15 protein-coding genes and 1 pseudogene are annotated in these 16,125 nt (G+C 63.7%); 14 read left to right on the forward strand and 2 right to left on the reverse strand.

The annotated features are described in order from the left end of the window. Nucleotides 1–1,228, reverse strand: a 1,228-nt coding sequence (locus DPV74_RS30480) for a collagen-like triple helix repeat-containing protein (protein ID WP_119338549.1), incomplete at its 3' end; no start/stop codon positions are given. Nucleotides 1,229–1,906: 678 nt separating this feature from the next. Between DPV74_RS30480 and DPV74_RS30485 the strand changes: the two genes are divergently transcribed. From DPV74_RS30485 to DPV74_RS30550, 14 genes are all read left to right on the forward strand, one after another. Further along, on the forward strand, nucleotides 1,907–2,125 hold the full coding sequence (locus DPV74_RS30485) for a Flp family type IVb pilin (RefSeq protein WP_081066341.1): 219 nt from the start codon (nucleotides 1,907–1,909) through the stop codon (nucleotides 2,123–2,125). Between the two features lie 97 nt (nucleotides 2,126–2,222). Continuing rightward, nucleotides 2,223–2,723, forward strand: coding sequence for a prepilin peptidase (locus DPV74_RS30490; protein ID WP_091921422.1), 501 nt, complete (start codon nucleotides 2,223–2,225; stop codon nucleotides 2,721–2,723). After that, nucleotides 2,720–3,166 (forward strand): TadE/TadG family type IV pilus assembly protein, encoded by a 447-nt coding sequence (locus DPV74_RS30495; RefSeq protein WP_059682781.1) that lies wholly within the window; start codon nucleotides 2,720–2,722, stop codon nucleotides 3,164–3,166. Before DPV74_RS30490 ends, DPV74_RS30495 begins: the two co-directional genes overlap by 4 nt. Before the next feature lie 66 nt (nucleotides 3,167–3,232). Continuing rightward, entirely contained in the window at nucleotides 3,233–4,159 is a 927-nt protein-coding gene (gene cpaB / locus DPV74_RS30500; RefSeq protein ID WP_119338546.1) for a Flp pilus assembly protein CpaB, read from the forward strand. A gap of 65 nt (nucleotides 4,160–4,224) precedes the next feature. Beyond that, on the forward strand, nucleotides 4,225–5,556 hold the full coding sequence (locus tag DPV74_RS30505) for a type II and III secretion system protein family protein (RefSeq protein ID WP_059700094.1): 1,332 nt from the start codon (nucleotides 4,225–4,227) through the stop codon (nucleotides 5,554–5,556). Between the two features lie 60 nt (nucleotides 5,557–5,616). Continuing rightward, on the forward strand, nucleotides 5,617–6,891 hold the full coding sequence (locus tag DPV74_RS30510; protein WP_119338550.1) for a fimbrial protein: 1,275 nt from the start codon (nucleotides 5,617–5,619) through the stop codon (nucleotides 6,889–6,891). 3 nt (nucleotides 6,892–6,894) lie between these two features. After that, nucleotides 6,895–8,250 (forward strand): CpaF family protein, encoded by a 1,356-nt coding sequence (locus DPV74_RS30515; protein ID WP_091921416.1) that lies wholly within the window; start codon nucleotides 6,895–6,897, stop codon nucleotides 8,248–8,250. Beyond that, entirely contained in the window at nucleotides 8,243–9,244 is a 1,002-nt protein-coding gene (locus tag DPV74_RS30520) for a type II secretion system F family protein (RefSeq protein WP_119338547.1), read from the forward strand. Before DPV74_RS30515 ends, DPV74_RS30520 begins: the two co-directional genes overlap by 8 nt. Nucleotides 9,245–9,248: 4 nt before the next feature. Next, nucleotides 9,249–10,241, forward strand: a complete 993-nt coding sequence (locus DPV74_RS30525; protein WP_042977051.1) for a type II secretion system F family protein — start codon at nucleotides 9,249–9,251, stop codon at nucleotides 10,239–10,241. 18 nt (nucleotides 10,242–10,259) lie between these two features. Continuing rightward, entirely contained in the window at nucleotides 10,260–11,102 is an 843-nt protein-coding gene (locus DPV74_RS30530) for a tetratricopeptide repeat protein (protein WP_119338548.1), read from the forward strand. Between the two features lie 20 nt (nucleotides 11,103–11,122). Next, nucleotides 11,123–11,452, forward strand: coding sequence for a DUF3613 domain-containing protein (locus DPV74_RS30535; protein ID WP_059700359.1), 330 nt, complete (start codon nucleotides 11,123–11,125; stop codon nucleotides 11,450–11,452). A gap of 9 nt (nucleotides 11,453–11,461) precedes the next feature. Then, nucleotides 11,462–13,489 (forward strand): pilus assembly protein TadG-related protein, encoded by a 2,028-nt coding sequence (locus tag DPV74_RS30540; protein ID WP_276140379.1) that lies wholly within the window; start codon nucleotides 11,462–11,464, stop codon nucleotides 13,487–13,489. A 108-nt stretch (nucleotides 13,490–13,597) separates the two neighbouring features. Continuing rightward, a complete protein-coding gene (locus DPV74_RS30545) occupies nucleotides 13,598–14,989 on the forward strand; it encodes a sigma 54-interacting transcriptional regulator (protein ID WP_048020714.1) in 1,392 nt (463 codons plus the stop codon). A 54-nt stretch (nucleotides 14,990–15,043) separates the two neighbouring features. Beyond that, a complete protein-coding gene (locus DPV74_RS30550) occupies nucleotides 15,044–15,751 on the forward strand; it encodes a DUF2968 domain-containing protein (RefSeq protein ID WP_027787660.1) in 708 nt (235 codons plus the stop codon). A gap of 77 nt (nucleotides 15,752–15,828) precedes the next feature. Here DPV74_RS30550 and DPV74_RS30555 read toward each other — a convergent pair. Beyond that, nucleotides 15,829–16,125, reverse strand: a pseudogene (locus tag DPV74_RS30555) (RNA chaperone Hfq); the annotation flags it as partial.

The raw sequence follows: 16,125 nt of genomic DNA on the forward strand, positions 1-16,125 counted from the left end.
AGACGAGGCCGGTGACCGGGGCGAGCGGGCCGCTGCCGCCGCCCGTTGCGCCGCCGAGTGCGCCGGTCACTGTCGAAACGAGGCCGGTGACCGGGGCAAGCGGGCCGCTGCCGCCACCCGTTGCGCCGCCGAGTGCGCCGGTGACCGTCGAGACGAGGCCGGTGAGCGGCGCGAGCGGGTTGGTTACGCCGCCGGTGCCGCCCGTGAGCAGGCCGCCGACGGCCTTCACGGTGTTGCCCGTCGACGAGACCGTGTTGCCAAGACCGGTCGTGACGGGATTGCCGCCCGTCGACGCGAGCAGGGCGCCGGCCTGGTTCAGGCCGTTGCCGACCGTGCCGAGCAGCGTGTTGACGGGCGCGCCGAGGCCGGTTGCCGTGCCGATCGTCTGGGTCGTCTGGCCGACCATCGTCGTGATCGGTGTGATGGCCGAGCTGACCGTCTGCGTGACCTGCTGGATCGGGCCGGTCGACAGTGCGTTGGTGAGGGTGTTGCCGCCGTTCGAGACGGCACCGCCGAGCGTCGACACGAGGCCGCCGACGGCGCCCGTGACCGGTGCGAGCGGCGAGAGCGGGCCGCTGCCGAGGCTCGAGACCAGGGTCCCCGTTTGCGTGACTGCGCTGCCGAGCTGGTTGACCACGCCACCCGTGCTGGCGAGCGTGGTGCCGACCGGATCCTTCGTCGCGCCGAGCTGGCCGAGACCGTTGCCGAGGCCATTGCCGAGTGCGGTCACTGCGCCGCCGACGCTTTGCACGATGCCGCCCGCGGCTTGTGTGGTGGCCGGGTTGACGCCCGGCAGCGTCTGGCTGCCGATGACGGAACCGAGGCCCGAGACGGTTCCGCCGACACCCGTCAAGATGTTGCTGCTGCTTGCGAGGACAGTTCCCACTGGGTTCGACGACACGCCCGACGTGCCGGAAGTACCGGACGTGCCGCTCGTGCCCGACGTACCGCTGGTACCGGAGGTCCCGCTTGTGCCGGACGTACCGCTCGTACCCGAGGTGCCGCTGGTGCCGCTCGTACCCGAAGTTCCGCTCGTGCCCGACGTGCCCGATGTGCCGCTCGTGCCGGACGTGGAGATCGTATCGCCGCCGCCCGAGCTCGAGCCGCCGCCAAGACCCTGGCTGATGGAACCCGAGCCGCCGCACGCGGAGAGGGAAAGCATGGCTGCAACGGTGGCCGCGATCAGAGTCGTCCGGAACACGCCATGAGGGATAACCTTAATGTCCATTTTGTCCTCGCATTAAAATGTGTTGTGAACTGCGTTGTGTTGAGTGGTGCGAGGACTACTCTGCAACTGTCGTGCCATTTCGATGCCCGACGGTTCGGCAACAGGTTTTAAACGGGGCAATTCCTTGTCGGAAAAGGAAGTTACGGGAATTGAAAGATTGTTGAATCTGTTTAAGTGCAGACGAATGAGAACGATTTCGATCGTTTCGTAACGTAACGTCACAACATTGGCGTTACGCGTGCGACGTAACGTGGGAGGCGGCGCAGGCTTGGTGGACGAGGCAACTGTTTTACAGGTGGATTAGGTGTGCACATCTAACCTATCGTAAATCCTATGTGTAAGTCGTACCGAAACGCCGTACAAATACGCTGTGCTCACGGTCATTTTTTTCGATCCAAGTCGTTAAAAGAGGTTGGAACTTAAATAGGATCGGATATAGAATCCGGAGCAGATGTAAGGAAATGTACGGTTCGGTACACAACGTTCGAGGAGGGTTGCTATCGCGAATGTTAACTTGCATCAAATGGTGAGCCATGCCCCTCGGGGCAATCTATAAAGAAAGTGCACCTGGTTGTCGTTACAGCAGATGTGGCGAACAGCGCGGGGCGACCGGCCGGATATGCGGGGATGTTTACGTATAAAAGGCCAAAGAACGTAAATACAGGCACGAGGAATAAAATGAAAGCACTCATCAAGCGCTTCCTTAAGGAAGAAGACGGGGTTACCGCGATCGAGTATGGTCTGATTGCGGGTCTGATTGCTGTTGCAATCGTTGCCGGGGTGACGAACATCGGCAGCAGCCTCGGTAATATGTTCACTAATCTTGGCACTTGCGTGTCCTCCCCTTCGGCTACCAACTGTTCTGCCACCGCGATCCGGGCAACCCCGGCGGGCTAAGCTGACTACTTCTTTTTCGGAAGTCGTCTTGGCGCAGTAGCAGGCGGATTGCCTCGGTAATCCGCTTGCCCTCGTATTTGCTGCGGATCGTGGCGCGATGGGACATCTTATTTTTAGCGGGGTATTTCTGACCTGGGCAGGTTTTGTCGTGGTCAGCGATATTCGTTTCCGCCGTATTTCGAACGCGCTTGTTCTGGTCGGACTAGTCAGTGGGTTCGCCGGCGCATGTGTGGCCGCGAATCCATTTGGCATTTCCATGCTTCAGTCAGTGGCCGGCATGCTGGTCGGCTTGATTGGGCTTATGCCGTTCTTCCTTCTGCGCGTGATGGGCGCAGCAGATGTAAAGATTTTTGCCGTGCTCGGCATCTGGTGTGGTGTGCATGCGCTGCTGTGGCTGTGGGTGGCCGCCAGTCTGGCTGCCAGCCTGCACGCGCTCGTGCTGATGGTGCTGTCGCGCACCTCGCTCGGGGGCTTGTGGCGACCGCGCGAGCCTGCGTTGAGACTCGGGAGATATCGGGCAACGCCCTATGCCGCATGCCTCGCGGTGCCGGCTGCCGTATGGCTGCTCTATCTTGCCGCAACGGGGGGCGTGCGATGAAACGACAGAACGCATGGCGAGGACGTCGGCGGCAACGCGGAGCGACAGCGGTCGAGTTTGCGATCGTGTTTCCGCTGTTCTTCGTGATCTTCTACGCGATTCTGAGTTTCGGGATGATTTTTGTCATTCAGCAGAGCTTGACGTTGGCGGCAAGCGAGGGCGCGCGCGCTGGATTGAGCTACGCACCGGATCTCACGACACGCGTCGCGAACGCGAAGACGACGACCCAGAATGTTCTCGGCTGGCTGAACAGTAGTCCGCCCAACGTCGTGGCGCAGCAGTGCAACTACAACGGGACACCGACGCCGTTGCTGTACTGCCTGACGGTCACGGTGAGCTATACGCCGGACAGCTGGATGACGATCATGCCGTTCCTTGGGACCTTCATGACGGCACCTTTGACGGGCACGGCAGTGGTGCAGATCCCGCAGACCATGCTATGAGCACGTCATCCACGAATCACGCAGCAAGAAGCTAACTGGTTTTTATTCCTGCATCCATTCGACAACATGGCCAACAACGTAACGAAGATCATTGCGGGGCTGCTGATTGCGATCGCCGTTCTGCTTGGAATCTATGCCTGGGTGCTTGGACGCAGCGCTTCGCGTCCCGCGCCGGTCCAGCAAGCGGCGACGGCAACAGCCGTACCCGTCGTGATTGCGACGCGCACCTTGCCGGGCGGTCAGCCGATCCCGGCTGATGCACTGAAGATCCAGTCGACTGCGCTAGTACCGGTGGGCGCGTTCAGTGATCCCGTTCCGCTTGTCGGCCGCGTGCCTGTTCGGGAGATCCCGGCCTCGGCGCCGGTCGTTGCGGATGCGCTGGTATCGGGGCTTGCCGAGGACGTACAGCCCGGCGAGCGCGCGGTTGCAGTTCGCGTCGACGAATCGAATGCAGTCGGCAACCGGCTGCGGCCCGGCAACTATGTCGACGTGTTCCTGAATCTGAAGCGTGAAGGCGGCGGCACGATGCTTGACGGCGAGGTCTCGCAGTCGCAGGCGCGTCTTCTGTTGTCGAAGGTCCGTGTGCTGTCGTTCGGTGATGCGACAGCGGATCGCGACAGCGGGAACAACAACGGTGGCAACGGGCAATCGGCCGGTGTCCGCATCGCGGTGCTCGCGGTACCGACCGCGCAGGTCGACGCGCTGACGCTCGGCGAAGCGAGCGGCCGGCTGACGTTCGCCTTGCGCAACCCGCGTGACGACGAGCTTGCGGTACAGACAGTAGCGGTACGTACGGACAACAAGCTGTCGCCGTCGGCACTGGCTGCAGCGGGCGTTTCGTTGCAACAACTGTCCGGTACAACGAGAGCACCGGTGGCCAATGTGAACGTGCCGCCATTACCGCCGCGTTTGATGCCGGTGGTGCGGCCGAGCGGGGGGGGCGGCAACATCGAAGTGATCCGCGGCGGCCGGTCGGAAACGGTTGCCTATTGAAAGACATCGACGGCCATCGATATTAGCGACGACAAGTAAAAGGCCGCGCGACGGTCTACCAAACGATGAAAAAAACACTGAGTGCATTCGCGATTGCCATCTTCACCATGACTTTCGCATCGTTCGCGACTGCGAGCGGTACGATCGAGCTTGCGGTCGGCGCGCAACGGCAGATTTCGGCGAGCCGCACGCTGCAGCGTGTCGCGGTCGGCGATCCTGCGATAGCCGACGTGCTGATCATGAAGGGGAGCCGCTCGGGATCGGTGCTGCTTACCGCGAAGGCGCCCGGCGCGACGAACGTCATGCTGTGGGAGCGCGGTCACGACGAGCCGACGGTCTGGAGCGTCGAGGTCGTCGACGCGGCCGCGCAAGCGGTGCTCGACGGCTCTACGCCGCGCGTGAATGCATACGGCGGAACGGCGGTATTGCAAGGCTCGTCGGCGTCGCTCGAGGCGCATGCGCGTGCGGCCGCGGTCGGCAAGAACATGAGCGGAAAGGGGGCCGTGATCGACCGCTCGACGGTTCCCGGCAAGAGCGTCGTGCAGGTCGACGTGCGGGTCGTCGAATTCAGCCGTTCGGTGCTCAAGCAGGTCGGGTTCAATTTCTTCAAGCAAAGCAACGGCTTTTCGTTCGGATCGTTTTCGCCGGGGGGCGTGCAGTCTTATAGCGGAGGGTCCGGCCCAGGTACCGCGGGTTACGTTCCGACGCTCGGATCGCCGGTCGCGTCGGCGTTCAACCTGGTCGTGAACGCCGCCGGGCGCGGCATTTTTGCCGATCTGTCACTGCTCGAGGCGAACAATCTCGCTCGCGTGCTGGCGGAGCCGACGCTCGTCGCGCTGTCCGGGCAGAGCGCGAGCTTTCTCGCGGGCGGAGAGATTCCGGTGCCGTCACCGCAAGGGCTCGGCTCGACCGCGATCCAGTGGAAGCAATATGGCGTCGGGCTCTCGCTGATGCCGACGGTCCTGAGCCCGAACCGGATCGCGTTGAAGGTTGCTCCCGAGTCGAGTCAGCTCGACTTCGTGAACAGCGTGACGATCAGTGGCGTTGCGGTGCCCGGCATCACGACGCGCCGCGCGGACACAACCGTCGAGCTCGGCGACGGCGAAAGCTTCGTGATCGGCGGCCTGATCGATCGCCAGACGATGTCGAACGTGAGCAAGGTGCCGTTGCTGGGCGATCTGCCGATTATCGGTACGTTCTTCAAGAATCTGAACTATCAGCAGAACGACAAGGAATTGCTGATCATCGTGACTCCTCACCTTGTCGCGCCGATCGCCAAGGGGGCCGTGCTGCCCGCAACGCCCGGCGAGTTGTCCGAGCAGCACGATGGACCGGTCTGGAAATCGTATCTGGGCGGAGCTGCGTCGCCGGACGCCGCTCCAGGGTTTTCAAAATGAGTGGGATGTCTCGCAGATTGCGACGCGTCGCCACGCTTTGTGTAGTCGGGGGTGTTCGACATGAATGCGCGAATCCAGTCATTGTGTGAACCCGCCGTGACCGACTATTTCGTTTGCGCGTCACAGCACGAGGAGCATGTCCGCTGGCTGGCCGATACGCTCGTATCGGCCGGTGCGGTCGAGGCTGCGTCGCTCGAGCCGGGCGTGCTTGCTCAGCGCATCACGGGGCTCAATCCGGCGCTCGTGTTCATCGATTTTTCCGACGGCAACGCGGCTGCGAGCGTGGTCGCCGCGGCGGTACGTGCATCGCATCCGGGGTTGCCGATCATCGCACTCGGCTCGCTCGCACAGCCGGAGAGCACGCTCGCCGCATTGCGCGCCGGTGTGCGCGATTTCATCGACGTGTCGGCCGCGGCGGAAGAGGCGTTGCGCACGACGCGCGGGCTGCTGGCAAACGTCGGCGAGCCGGCAAGCCGTCACGGCAAGCTCGTCGCATTGCTTGGCGCGCGCGCCGGCATGGGCGTGAGTACGCTCGCGGCGAATCTCGCCGTGTGGCTGCAGAAGCGCGCGGTGAGTCCGGGGGCGCCCGGCGAGTCGAATGGCGGCACACCGGCCGGTCGACAAACCGCGCTCGTCGACCTGGGGCTGCCGGCAGGCGACGGCGCGCTGTTCCTGAACACCCGCTGCGAATTCCATTTCATCGATGCTGTTCACAACCTGCGCCGCATCGACCGAACCTTCGTGAATGCCGCACTGACCCGGCATGAGAGCGGTGTTGCATTGACGACGCTGCCGGCCGATCTCGGCGGGCTGCGTGATGTCTCGTATGCATCGTGCGCCGGCGTGCTGAACCGGTTTCGCGCATTTTTCGATCAGCAGATCGTCGATCTCGGTGGTTTTTCGAACCGTGAGTTCGTTGCCCAGATTACGATGTCGGCCGATGACGCGTGGCTCGTCTGCGACCAGGGCGTCGCGTCGATCGTGTCCGCGGCCGATCTGCTCACCGGGCTGCGCGATGCGGGTGTCGACACCGATCGTGTGCGGCTGGTCGTCAACCAGTACGATCCCGCGCTCGACCTGACGCCGGCACAGATCGCCGAACGTCTCGGCCTTGCGCTGGTGGGTACGTTGCCGTCGCGCCGCGTCGCGATCGGCCATGCGGCAAACCAGGGCCGGCTCATCGTCGATATGGCGGAGCGCGACCCGTACATGCGCGCGCTCGAGTCGCTCGCCGCGCGGCTGCCAGGCGTGTCGGTCAGGTCGACCGCCACGCGTTCGGCATCCGGCCTGTCTGCGCTGAAGCGCTTCATTCAACCCTCGTCCAAGCGGTCGTAAGCGATGGCACACGACATTCAATTCGCCGACGGCGCAGCGCCGTTCTCCCAGACGCAGCAATTCCACGACATCAAGAATGCCGCGCACGAGCACTTGCTGACGCGTATCGAAGAACTGGGCGCCGAGTTCGGCCGTTGGTCCCGACAGGCGATCAACCAGTTCGTCGATCTGGAGATCGACAGCTTCGTGCGCCTGCGCCGCATTCCGCTCAACGAGAACGAGGTGCGTACGATCGCCGAGGCCCTGACGAAGGAGCTTGCGGGCTTCGGGCCGATCGAGGACCTGCTCGCGGACCCGGCAGTCGAAGACATCCTGATCAACGGCTACAAGGACGTGTACGTGTCGCGTCACGGGATCCTCGCGAAGCTGCCGGTGCGCTTTACCGACAACGCGCACCTGCTGCGGATCGTGCGTCGGATTCTCGCGCCGATCGGCCGCCGTCTCGACGAGTCGAACCCGATGGTCGACGCGCGGCTGCCCGACGGCGGCCGCGTGAACGTCGTGATCGAACCGCTGTCGATCGACGGCCCGGTCGTATCGATCCGGAAATTCCGCAAGGATCCGCTGAAACCGTCCGACCTGCTCGGCAACGGGACGTTCAACGAAGAGATCAACACGCTGCTCCAGGCAGCGGTCGAGGCGCGCTGCAATATTCTCGTGTCGGGCGGCACGAGTTCCGGCAAGACGTCGCTGCTCAACGCGCTCGCATTCCACATTCCGGAGATCGAGCGTGTCGTGACGATCGAGGATACGGCAGAGCTGTCGCTGAACCACCCGCACGTTGTGCGCCTCGAGAGCCGTCCGGGCGGTTTCGACGGTACCGGCGTCGTGTCGATTCGCGACCTGCTGCGCAATACGCTGCGGATGCGCCCGGACCGGATCATCGTGGGCGAAGTGCGCGGCGGCGAAGTGCTGGAAATGCTGCAGGCGATGAACACGGGCCATGACGGCTCGATGGGCACCGTGCATGCGAGCTCACCGCGAGAGTGCCTGTACCGCCTCGAGATGCTTGCGGGTTTCGCGGGCTTTCAGGGCACCGAGTCGAGCCTGCGCCGGCAGATCGCGAATGCGATCGACTTCATCGTGCAGATCGGTCGCCTGTCGAACGGGCGACGGCGAATCCTGTCGATCACGGAAGTCACCGGTCTGTCCGACAACATCATCGCGACGCAGGAACTTTACCGTTACGAAGCACGCGTGACGCCGGAGGGCGAGGAAGTCGACAACTGGGAGACGCTGGGCATTCATCCGCATTCGCCGAAGCTCGCGCGCTTCCGTCAGACGCTGACGAGCGGCGGGTTCGGCGACAGCGGGTTTGGCGGCGGGTTCGGCCGCGGCGGCGGGGGCTTCAATGTATAGCGCGATGGTGTGGGCGCTGGCCTTCGCGATGGTGTGCGTCGCGGCCGCGATGATGCTGTGGCGTCGCGCGGAAACCCAGCGCGTACGAACCGACGCCAAGCGCTTCATCGACAGCCGGCTCGAACCCGGCGCACGTGCCGGTGTCGCCGCGCAGCCAGCACGGCCGGCGGCGGCCGGTGCCGCGCGCGCGGTGCCGATGCAGCCAGGCGCGGCACGAAACGCATCGTCCGACGCAATCTGGGCACATTGGTATGCGACGGCATCCGAATATCTGTCGAACCTCGCGAGTCGTGCGGGGATAGACGACGCGCGCGGCAAGGCGTTCATCGCGCTTGCGGCGCTTGTCGTGGTTGCATTCATTGCGGGCAGTCACGGCGGCATGCTCGCGTGTTTCGCTGCGCTCATTTGCGGAAGCGCGATATTCGGCGTCTGGCTCGCGTCACGGATTCAGCGGCGGCGGTTGAAGATCGTCCGGCAGATCCCGTCGTTCCTCGACGGGATCGTGCGTCTCGTCACGCTGGGCAACAGCGTGCCGGCGGCCTTCCAGGCAGCACTCCTGACGACCGAGGAGCCGCTGCGCGGCTGCCTGGATGTGGTGTCACGGATGCTGCGCGGCGGTATCGAGATCGATCGCGCGATGATGCACATCGCGAAGATCTACCGGACGGAAGAATTTGAACTCGTCGGCTCGGTGCTGCGCTTGTCGGTCAAATACGGCGGTCGTGCGGACGTGATGCTCGAGCGGATGTCGGTGTTCATGCGCGATCTCGAGCAGGCCGAGCGTGAATTGGCTGCGATGTCGTCGGAAACGCGGCTGTCGGCGTTCGTCCTCGTCATGCTGCCGATCGCGATCGGCAGCTTTGTCGTGATGACAAACCCGAGGTATCTGTACGGGATGTGGGGCGATCCGAACGGTCGGTCGCTGCTCACGATCGCATTCCTGGCGCAAGTGGCCGGCAGCATATGGCTGTACCGAATGGCTCGGCTCAGGTGAGGCTATGACAGCAACTCAAATCGGAGCGATTGCGCTGGCAGTGGGCGCACTTGGGGTGCTGCTGCTAGGTATGGTCGCCGTGTTGCGTGCGCATGCAGCGGGGCGTGCCGAACGTGCGCTGGTCGATGCGCTGGATCGGCGCATGGCGGCACTCGAGGCAGCGAAAGCACGGACCGCGCCGAACGGCGATGCGCCTGCGAAACCCGATGTGCGCGGCGGGCAACGCGTCCAGCGTTTGCTGGACCGGTTGTCGGCGGCGGGCATGCGCTGGCTGGATACCGGATTCGGCAAATACGCTGTCGCGGAAGAGGATCGCCGCCTGCTCGAGCAAGCCGGATATGTCGACTCACGCACGCGCGGTTTGTTTCTGAGCGCGCGGGTCGCGTGCGGGATCGCGCTGCCGCTGCTGTTTGCGATCTTCGCGAGCGGGCGCATGAAAGGCAGTGTCTGGATGGTCGGCATGTTCGTCGCCTTCGGGCTCGGCTTCATGCTGCCGAAACTCTATGTGCAGCGCCGTGCGGCGTCGCGTCGGCAGAGCGTCGTCGACGAACTGCCGCTGCTCGTCGACATGTTGCGTTTGCTGCAAGGTGTCGGGCTGTCGCTCGATCAGAGCCTGCAGGTCGTGACGAACGATTTTCGCGGGATGCTGCCGGTGCTGTCGTCGGAGGTGGGAATCGCGCAGCGTCAGTTCGCTGCAGGACGTACGCGCGAGCAGTCGCTGCAACGGCTGTCCGGCGGATTCGACAACGAGGATTTGCGCGCGATCGTGCGATTGATGATTCAGGTCGACAAGCATGGCGGCGCGGTGCAGGAGCCGCTCAAGCAGTTCGGCGATCGTTTGCGCGAGACTCGCCGCGCGATGCTGCGCGAACGCATCGGCAGATTGACCGTGAAGATGACGGGCGTCATGGTGCTGACGCTGTTGCCTGCATTGCTGATCGTGACGGCCGGGCCGGGCATGCTGGCAGTGATGCGCGCATTGGCGTCGCAGCATTGAAGGACGGAAGGACAGACCATGAAGCGAATTGGCGAAACAGTGACGCGGGCAGGCATGTTGGCGGCGGTGCTGCTGCTTGGCGCATGTGCCACCAAGGAAAGCGGGTATGGCGTCGGTGCGCAGACCGAGCGTGCGGCGCTGATGCAGGCAGCAGATCAGAAGCAGTCCGTGCCGGATACGCCGGGGATGTACCTGGGCCTGATTCAGCGGATGCAAACGCAAGGGCTCTATTACGCTTCTCTCGCGCACATCGATGCGTACGACAAGACATACGGCGTCATGCCGGAATCGGTTCTGCTGCGCGCGGATGCGTTGCGGATGACCGATCAGCCGGCCGCAAGCGCGGCTGCGTATAACCAGTTGCTGAAGACGCCACTCGCTGCGCGCGGCTATCGCGGGCTGGGGTTGCTGGCGGGCGCCGCGGGGGATTTCGATCGTGCGGTGCAGGCATTGACGCAGGCGTCGGAGCTTGCGCCGACGGATCCGTCGCTGCTTTCCGACCTTGCTTACGCGAAGTTGCGCAGCGGCGACGTCGTTGGTTCACGGGTGCCGCTGATGAAGGCGGCCGAACTCGATCAGCGCAATCCGAAGATCGTCAGCAACCTCGCGCTGTATCTGTTTGCGGCAGGACGTGCGCAGGATGCGCAACGGTTGATGAACCAGCAGCATCTGTCGGCCGATATTCGCAAGGACATCAACAGCGATGCCGCGAAGATCGCTGCGGCCGTGCGCGCCCAGCAGCGTGCAGTCGCGACACCGCCGGTGGTTTCGCGCCGCAGCGCGGCAACACCGATCACGCCGATGGCGAACAATGTCGGCTACGACCAGACGGTGCCGCTGTTGCAACGGTTTGCACAATGAACGGATATCCGGGGAGCAACATGAACGAGAACAAACATAATCGAAGCGTACGCATCGGCTGGATCGCGACGCTGGGTGCGATCGCCTGCATCGTAACGAGCTCCGGCGCGGCATATGGTCAACAACCCATGGAACCTGGCGCGTCAGACGTAGGCCGTTCGACCAAGAACTGGCTCGCGATGCAGCGTGACAATCGCGCGGCGGCGCCGGCGCAACCGGTGTTCGGCGATGTCGCATCGCTTGCCTACCAGCGCTATCTTGATTCGTTCAAGAACAAGATCCCGGATTCGATAAGTTCGCAACTCGGTGCAACGGGTGGCATGTCGGGCGGCGGGCAGGGCGCGCAATAAGAGATGATCATGCGCGCAGATCAATCGCACGCGGCACGGCGGTGTGGTGCTGGTGGCCCGCGGAGAAATCGCCAGCGGGGGAGCGTCGCGGTCATGGCGACGATCTGGGCACTAGTTGCGATTATCGTGCTGGGCGCGATCGACGTCGGCCATTTCTATGCTGAAAGACGTCGAATGCAAGCGGCGGCCGATTTGGCCGCGCTGTCAGCGGTGTCGCAGATTGCCACCGACTCGACTTGTCAGGCAGCAAAGACCGCTGCCGGTCAAATCGCCAACCCATCGAAGAATCCGTTGCCGACAGGTTCGAGCGTTTCCGTGTCCTGCGGCATCTGGACGGCGCCTCAGGGCAGCGGCAGCGCGCAGTTCACCTGGATATCGGGAGACCCGATCAGCGCTGGCCAATGCGCCGGTCTGTCGGCCGGAACAGTCAATGGCCAATCGACCAATGCCGTTTGTGTCACGGTGGCCGAGCCGGTCGACGGGATATTTCGCGGTGGCGTCACGATCGGTGGATCCGCCATCGCCAAGAGCGTGCCGACCGATACCTTTACGCTCACCACGTCGCTGGCGACATTGAACGGCGGGTTGGCCAATCAGTTGCTTAAGGTACTGACGGGGTCTCCGAATGCGCTGAGTCTGCAGGTGCTCGACTACCAGGGGCTGGCGCAAGTCAACCTGAAACTGGCCGGCATTCTCGCCAATCTGCCGGTCGGCACGACTACGGGCGTATTGAACGGTACCGTGACGCTCGGGCAACTGGCCAACGCCGCAGTGCAGGCGGCGACGCAGCAGAATCTGGTCGGGGCGAACCTGAACGTTCTGAACGCGATTGTCGCCGCGCTCTGTTCCGGCAGCGTCTGCGGCGGTCCGCAGATCGCGCTCGGCCAGCTGGTTTCTGCTGCTACCGCTACGGGAACTTCCGCCGTCGACGCCAGCGTCAATGCACTCGGATTGCTGTCGACGGCATTGCAGATCGCGAACGGCACGAGTTCGGTCAACATCCCCAGCGTCACGGTTCAGACGCCGACCTTGCTCGCGCCGCTGCTGAACGTGAACGTATCGGGTTCGGTCAAGCTCGGGGCGAATCCGCCGTCCACCGCGAGCGGTCCGCCGGGGCCGTCGAATTGCGGGACGTCCAATTGCACGACCAATACGTCGACCGCGCAGGGGAACATTTTCCTCAATACGTCGATATCGCTGCTGTCGACCTGTCCGACCGGCGGGCTGGTCTATCCGGGAGGCACGTGCCCGTCGGGTAGTCCCACGCCGCTCGCGGCGGTGCAACTGCCGATCACCGCCTATGTGGCACCGGCAACGGCGGGCCTGGCGTCGGTCACCTGTACTGCGGACGGCACGAAAAGCGCAACGGTGAACGTGCAGACCGGATTGGTTGCCGTGTATCTCGGCGGCTCGGCGAATACGCCGATCAACCTCAATGCATCGAGCGGATATACGCAGAACGGTAGCGCCACGCCGATTACGCTGGTGTCCGTCAACCTGCAGAGCCTGCTTAATCTGTTGAACCTGGGTGGCCTGATTTCCGGGTTGTCGACGTTGGTCAAGACCTTGACGCTTGGGCTCCTCGACCTGAGCCAGATCTCGGTCAAGATCAACCTGACGCCCGGACAGTTGACCATTCCCGTTGCCAATCAAAGTGCGACACCGTTGCCGTTTACCTACCCTGGTCCGGGTTCATCCGCGTCGCCGACCCCTGCATCGCCATACATGTTGAGCACCGGCACGGATCAGCTTCTGTCGCCCGCGGTTCAAAGCGCACTTAACAGCGGCCTGTCGATCCAGTTGACCGCCGACAGCGGTTTGCTCGCATTGCTGGGCGATGTTGTCACACCGGTGCTGAACGTCGTTCTCGGGCCGATTTTGTCAGCACTGGGAACTACACTTGTCCCGCTGCTCCTGCAACCGATTGATTCGCTCCTGACCTCGGTCACGGGCCTGCTCGGCCTCAGCCTCGGGAATGCCTATGTCACGAACACACCGGACTCGATCAAATGCGGCAACCCCATGCTGGTTCAATAAATGCCTGAATGTTCCGTCATCAAGGCAGGCAGCGTCGCTGCCGCCTGCAACCGCTCACTGAGCCGCAATCTCGAGCCACTCGTCAATTTCTGAAGCCGCACCCGAATCATGAGAACCACGCCCGCAATCGAAGAGCTCGACCTGTACGTCTGGGAAGGCAAGGCGGACATTGTCGACCGCGTCGCCCGGTGCATGGCGAGCTTCGACGTCGAAGTGATCCGCGCCGACAACGCGGAGATCTCGCCCGAGCGCGCCGCATTGCGGCCGTCACTGGCGATCATCAGCGTGACGATGATCGAAATCGGCGCAGCGTTCCTGCGCGACTGGCAGGCCAACATCGGCATGCCGGTCGTCTGGGTCGGCGCCGCGCGCGATCACGACGCTTCGCAGTATCCGCCCGAGTATTCGCACATCCTGCCGCTCGATTTCACGTGCGCCGAGCTGCGCGGCATGATCGGCAAGCTCGTCACGCAGCTGCGGGCGCATACGGCCGAAACGTCGCATCCGACCGAGCTCGTCGCGCACTCGGAATCGATGCAGGCACTCCTGCACGAAGTCGATACATTCGCCGACTGTGACACCAACGTGCTGCTGCACGGAGAAACCGGCGTCGGCAAGGAGCGCATCGCGCAACTGCTGCACGAGAAGCATTCGCGCTACCGGCACGGCGAATTCGTGCCGGTGAACTGCGGTGCGATTCCCGACGGCCTGTTCGAATCGCTGTTCTTCGGGCATGCGAAAGGATCGTTCACGGGCGCGGTTGTTGCGCATAAAGGCTATTTCGAACAGGCGGGCGGCGGCACGCTGTTCCTCGACGAAGTCGGTGATCTGCCGCTGTACCAGCAGGTCAAGCTGCTGCGCGTGCTCGAGGACGGCGCGGTGCTGCGCGTCGGCGCAACGTCGCCGGTCAAGGTCGATTTCCGCCTGGTCGCGGCGAGCAACAAGAAGCTGCCGCAACTCGTGAAGGATGGCCTGTTCCGCGCCGATCTCTACTACCGGCTCGCGGTGATCGAGCTGAGCATTCCGTCGCTGGAAGAGCGCGGCGCCGTCGACAAGATCGCGCTGTTCAAGTCGTTCGTCGCACAGGTCGTCGGCGAGGCACGGCTCGCGCAGTTGTCCGATCTGCCGTACTGGCTGACGGACTCTGTCGCGGACAGCTATTTCCCCGGCAACGTGCGCGAACTGCGTAACCTCGCCGAGCGCGTCGGTGTGACGGTACGGCAGACGGGCGGGTGGGATGCCGCGCGGTTGCAGCGGTTGATCGCGCATGCGCGCAGTTCGGCGCAGCCGGTACCGGCGGAGAGCGCGGCCGAGGTCTTCGTCGATCGCAGCAAGTGGGACATGAACGAGCGCAACCGCGTGATTGCGGCGCTCGACGCCAACGGCTGGCGGCGTCAGGATACGGCGCAGCAGCTCGGTATCAGCCGCAAGGTATTGTGGGAAAAAATGCGCAAATATCAGATCTTTGACGAGGAGCCCGAGACCCGCGAAAGTGAGTAATTAATGAGATAAAATCGCGCTGAATTACAACGACACGGGCGGGAATAGAACTTCATGAGCCATATGACGGGGTTGGGAAAGGCGTGCGTGTTGCTCGCCGTGGTGGGAGGCATGCAGGGCGCTTATGCGCAGAGCCTGGCGGACAGCGGGTCGCCGGCAGTACAGCAGGCGTCGGCGCCGGTGGCCGCGATTCCGGTGGTCGATCCGCAGGTCCAGACATCGGTGCAGCCGCAGGCAGGTGAGTCGACGGGGCCGAGCACGGTCGACGACCTGCAGCGCCAGATCCAGGCGCACTCGCTGACGGAAATGCGCACGAGCTACAACGGCAGCTACGGTGCGAGCCTGCTGTTCAACGTAAAGGACGGTGCGTATTTCGTCGCGCTGTTCCAGCAGAAGGCGTTCTGGCGCGTGATCAAGACTTACGACGAATCGCGTGCGGAAGCGATCTACCGCGATTTCTCGCACCAGGCGGAGCGGCTGGCCGTCAACGAACTGCGGGCAGCGAAGCTGGAATCGCAGAAGGCGCAGATGGACAAGCAGATCGAAGTCACGCAGGATCGCGCGCGGCGTCTGCAGGCGGATATCTCGATCGCACGCCAGCAGCAGGCGGCAGTCGCGGATCGTCAGAAGAGCGTACGTAACGAGACGGCCGCATTGCAGGCGCAGCAGGCCGAGCTTCAGTCGCAACTGCGGGCGTTGCAGCAGCAGGTGCGTTCGTTGCAGCGGGAGGCCGACGCCGGTTTGCCGACGACGGCACGCTGAACCCGGCAGCGGTGCGGCGACATGCCGCGCCGGCCGCACAAGTAAAAAGGGCAAGCCGGTTGGCTTGCCCTTTTGTTTTACTGGCCGTCCGGCACGATTCGCCGGCGGCGCGTCACGATCACCGGCCCGTTGCCGCCGCGGGAATCCGACGGCGAAGCGTTGCCGGATGCGTCGCCGGCATCGCGCGGTGCGCCGTAGCTTTCGCGCGGTTCACGGGGTTCGCGCGGGGCGCCGTAGCCCTCACGCGGCTCACGCGAGCCGTAACCCTCGCGCGGTTCGCGCGAGCCATAGCCTTCACGCGGTTCGCGGGAGCCGTAGCCGCCGTCGCCGCGCGATTCACGCGGGCCGCCGTGCGAGCCGTACGGGCTGTGACC

This window comes from Burkholderia sp. HAN2018 (genome assembly GCF_024704855.1).
In the GTDB taxonomy this organism is placed as follows: Bacteria; Pseudomonadota; Gammaproteobacteria; order Burkholderiales; family Burkholderiaceae; genus Burkholderia; species Burkholderia cepacia.

Coding starts and splice junctions, on each gene's coding strand:
- DPV74_RS30485 (WP_081066341.1), top strand. CDS start 1,907: ATGAAAGCACTCATCAAGCGCTTCCTTAAGGAAGAAGACGGGGTTACC.
- DPV74_RS30490 (WP_091921422.1), top strand. CDS start 2,223: ATGGGACATCTTATTTTTAGCGGGGTATTTCTGACCTGGGCAGGTTTT.
- DPV74_RS30495 (WP_059682781.1), top strand. CDS start 2,720: ATGAAACGACAGAACGCATGGCGAGGACGTCGGCGGCAACGCGGAGCG.
- cpaB (WP_119338546.1), top strand. CDS start 3,233: ATGGCCAACAACGTAACGAAGATCATTGCGGGGCTGCTGATTGCGATC.
- DPV74_RS30505 (WP_059700094.1), top strand. CDS start 4,225: ATGAAAAAAACACTGAGTGCATTCGCGATTGCCATCTTCACCATGACT.
- DPV74_RS30510 (WP_119338550.1), top strand. CDS start 5,617: ATGAATGCGCGAATCCAGTCATTGTGTGAACCCGCCGTGACCGACTAT.
- DPV74_RS30515 (WP_091921416.1), top strand. CDS start 6,895: ATGGCACACGACATTCAATTCGCCGACGGCGCAGCGCCGTTCTCCCAG.
- DPV74_RS30520 (WP_119338547.1), top strand. CDS start 8,243: ATGTATAGCGCGATGGTGTGGGCGCTGGCCTTCGCGATGGTGTGCGTC.
- DPV74_RS30525 (WP_042977051.1), top strand. CDS start 9,249: ATGACAGCAACTCAAATCGGAGCGATTGCGCTGGCAGTGGGCGCACTT.
- DPV74_RS30530 (WP_119338548.1), top strand. CDS start 10,260: ATGAAGCGAATTGGCGAAACAGTGACGCGGGCAGGCATGTTGGCGGCG.
- DPV74_RS30535 (WP_059700359.1), top strand. CDS start 11,123: ATGAACGAGAACAAACATAATCGAAGCGTACGCATCGGCTGGATCGCG.
- DPV74_RS30540 (WP_276140379.1), top strand. CDS start 11,462: ATGCGCGCAGATCAATCGCACGCGGCACGGCGGTGTGGTGCTGGTGGC.
- DPV74_RS30545 (WP_048020714.1), top strand. CDS start 13,598: ATGAGAACCACGCCCGCAATCGAAGAGCTCGACCTGTACGTCTGGGAA.
- DPV74_RS30550 (WP_027787660.1), top strand. CDS start 15,044: ATGAGCCATATGACGGGGTTGGGAAAGGCGTGCGTGTTGCTCGCCGTG.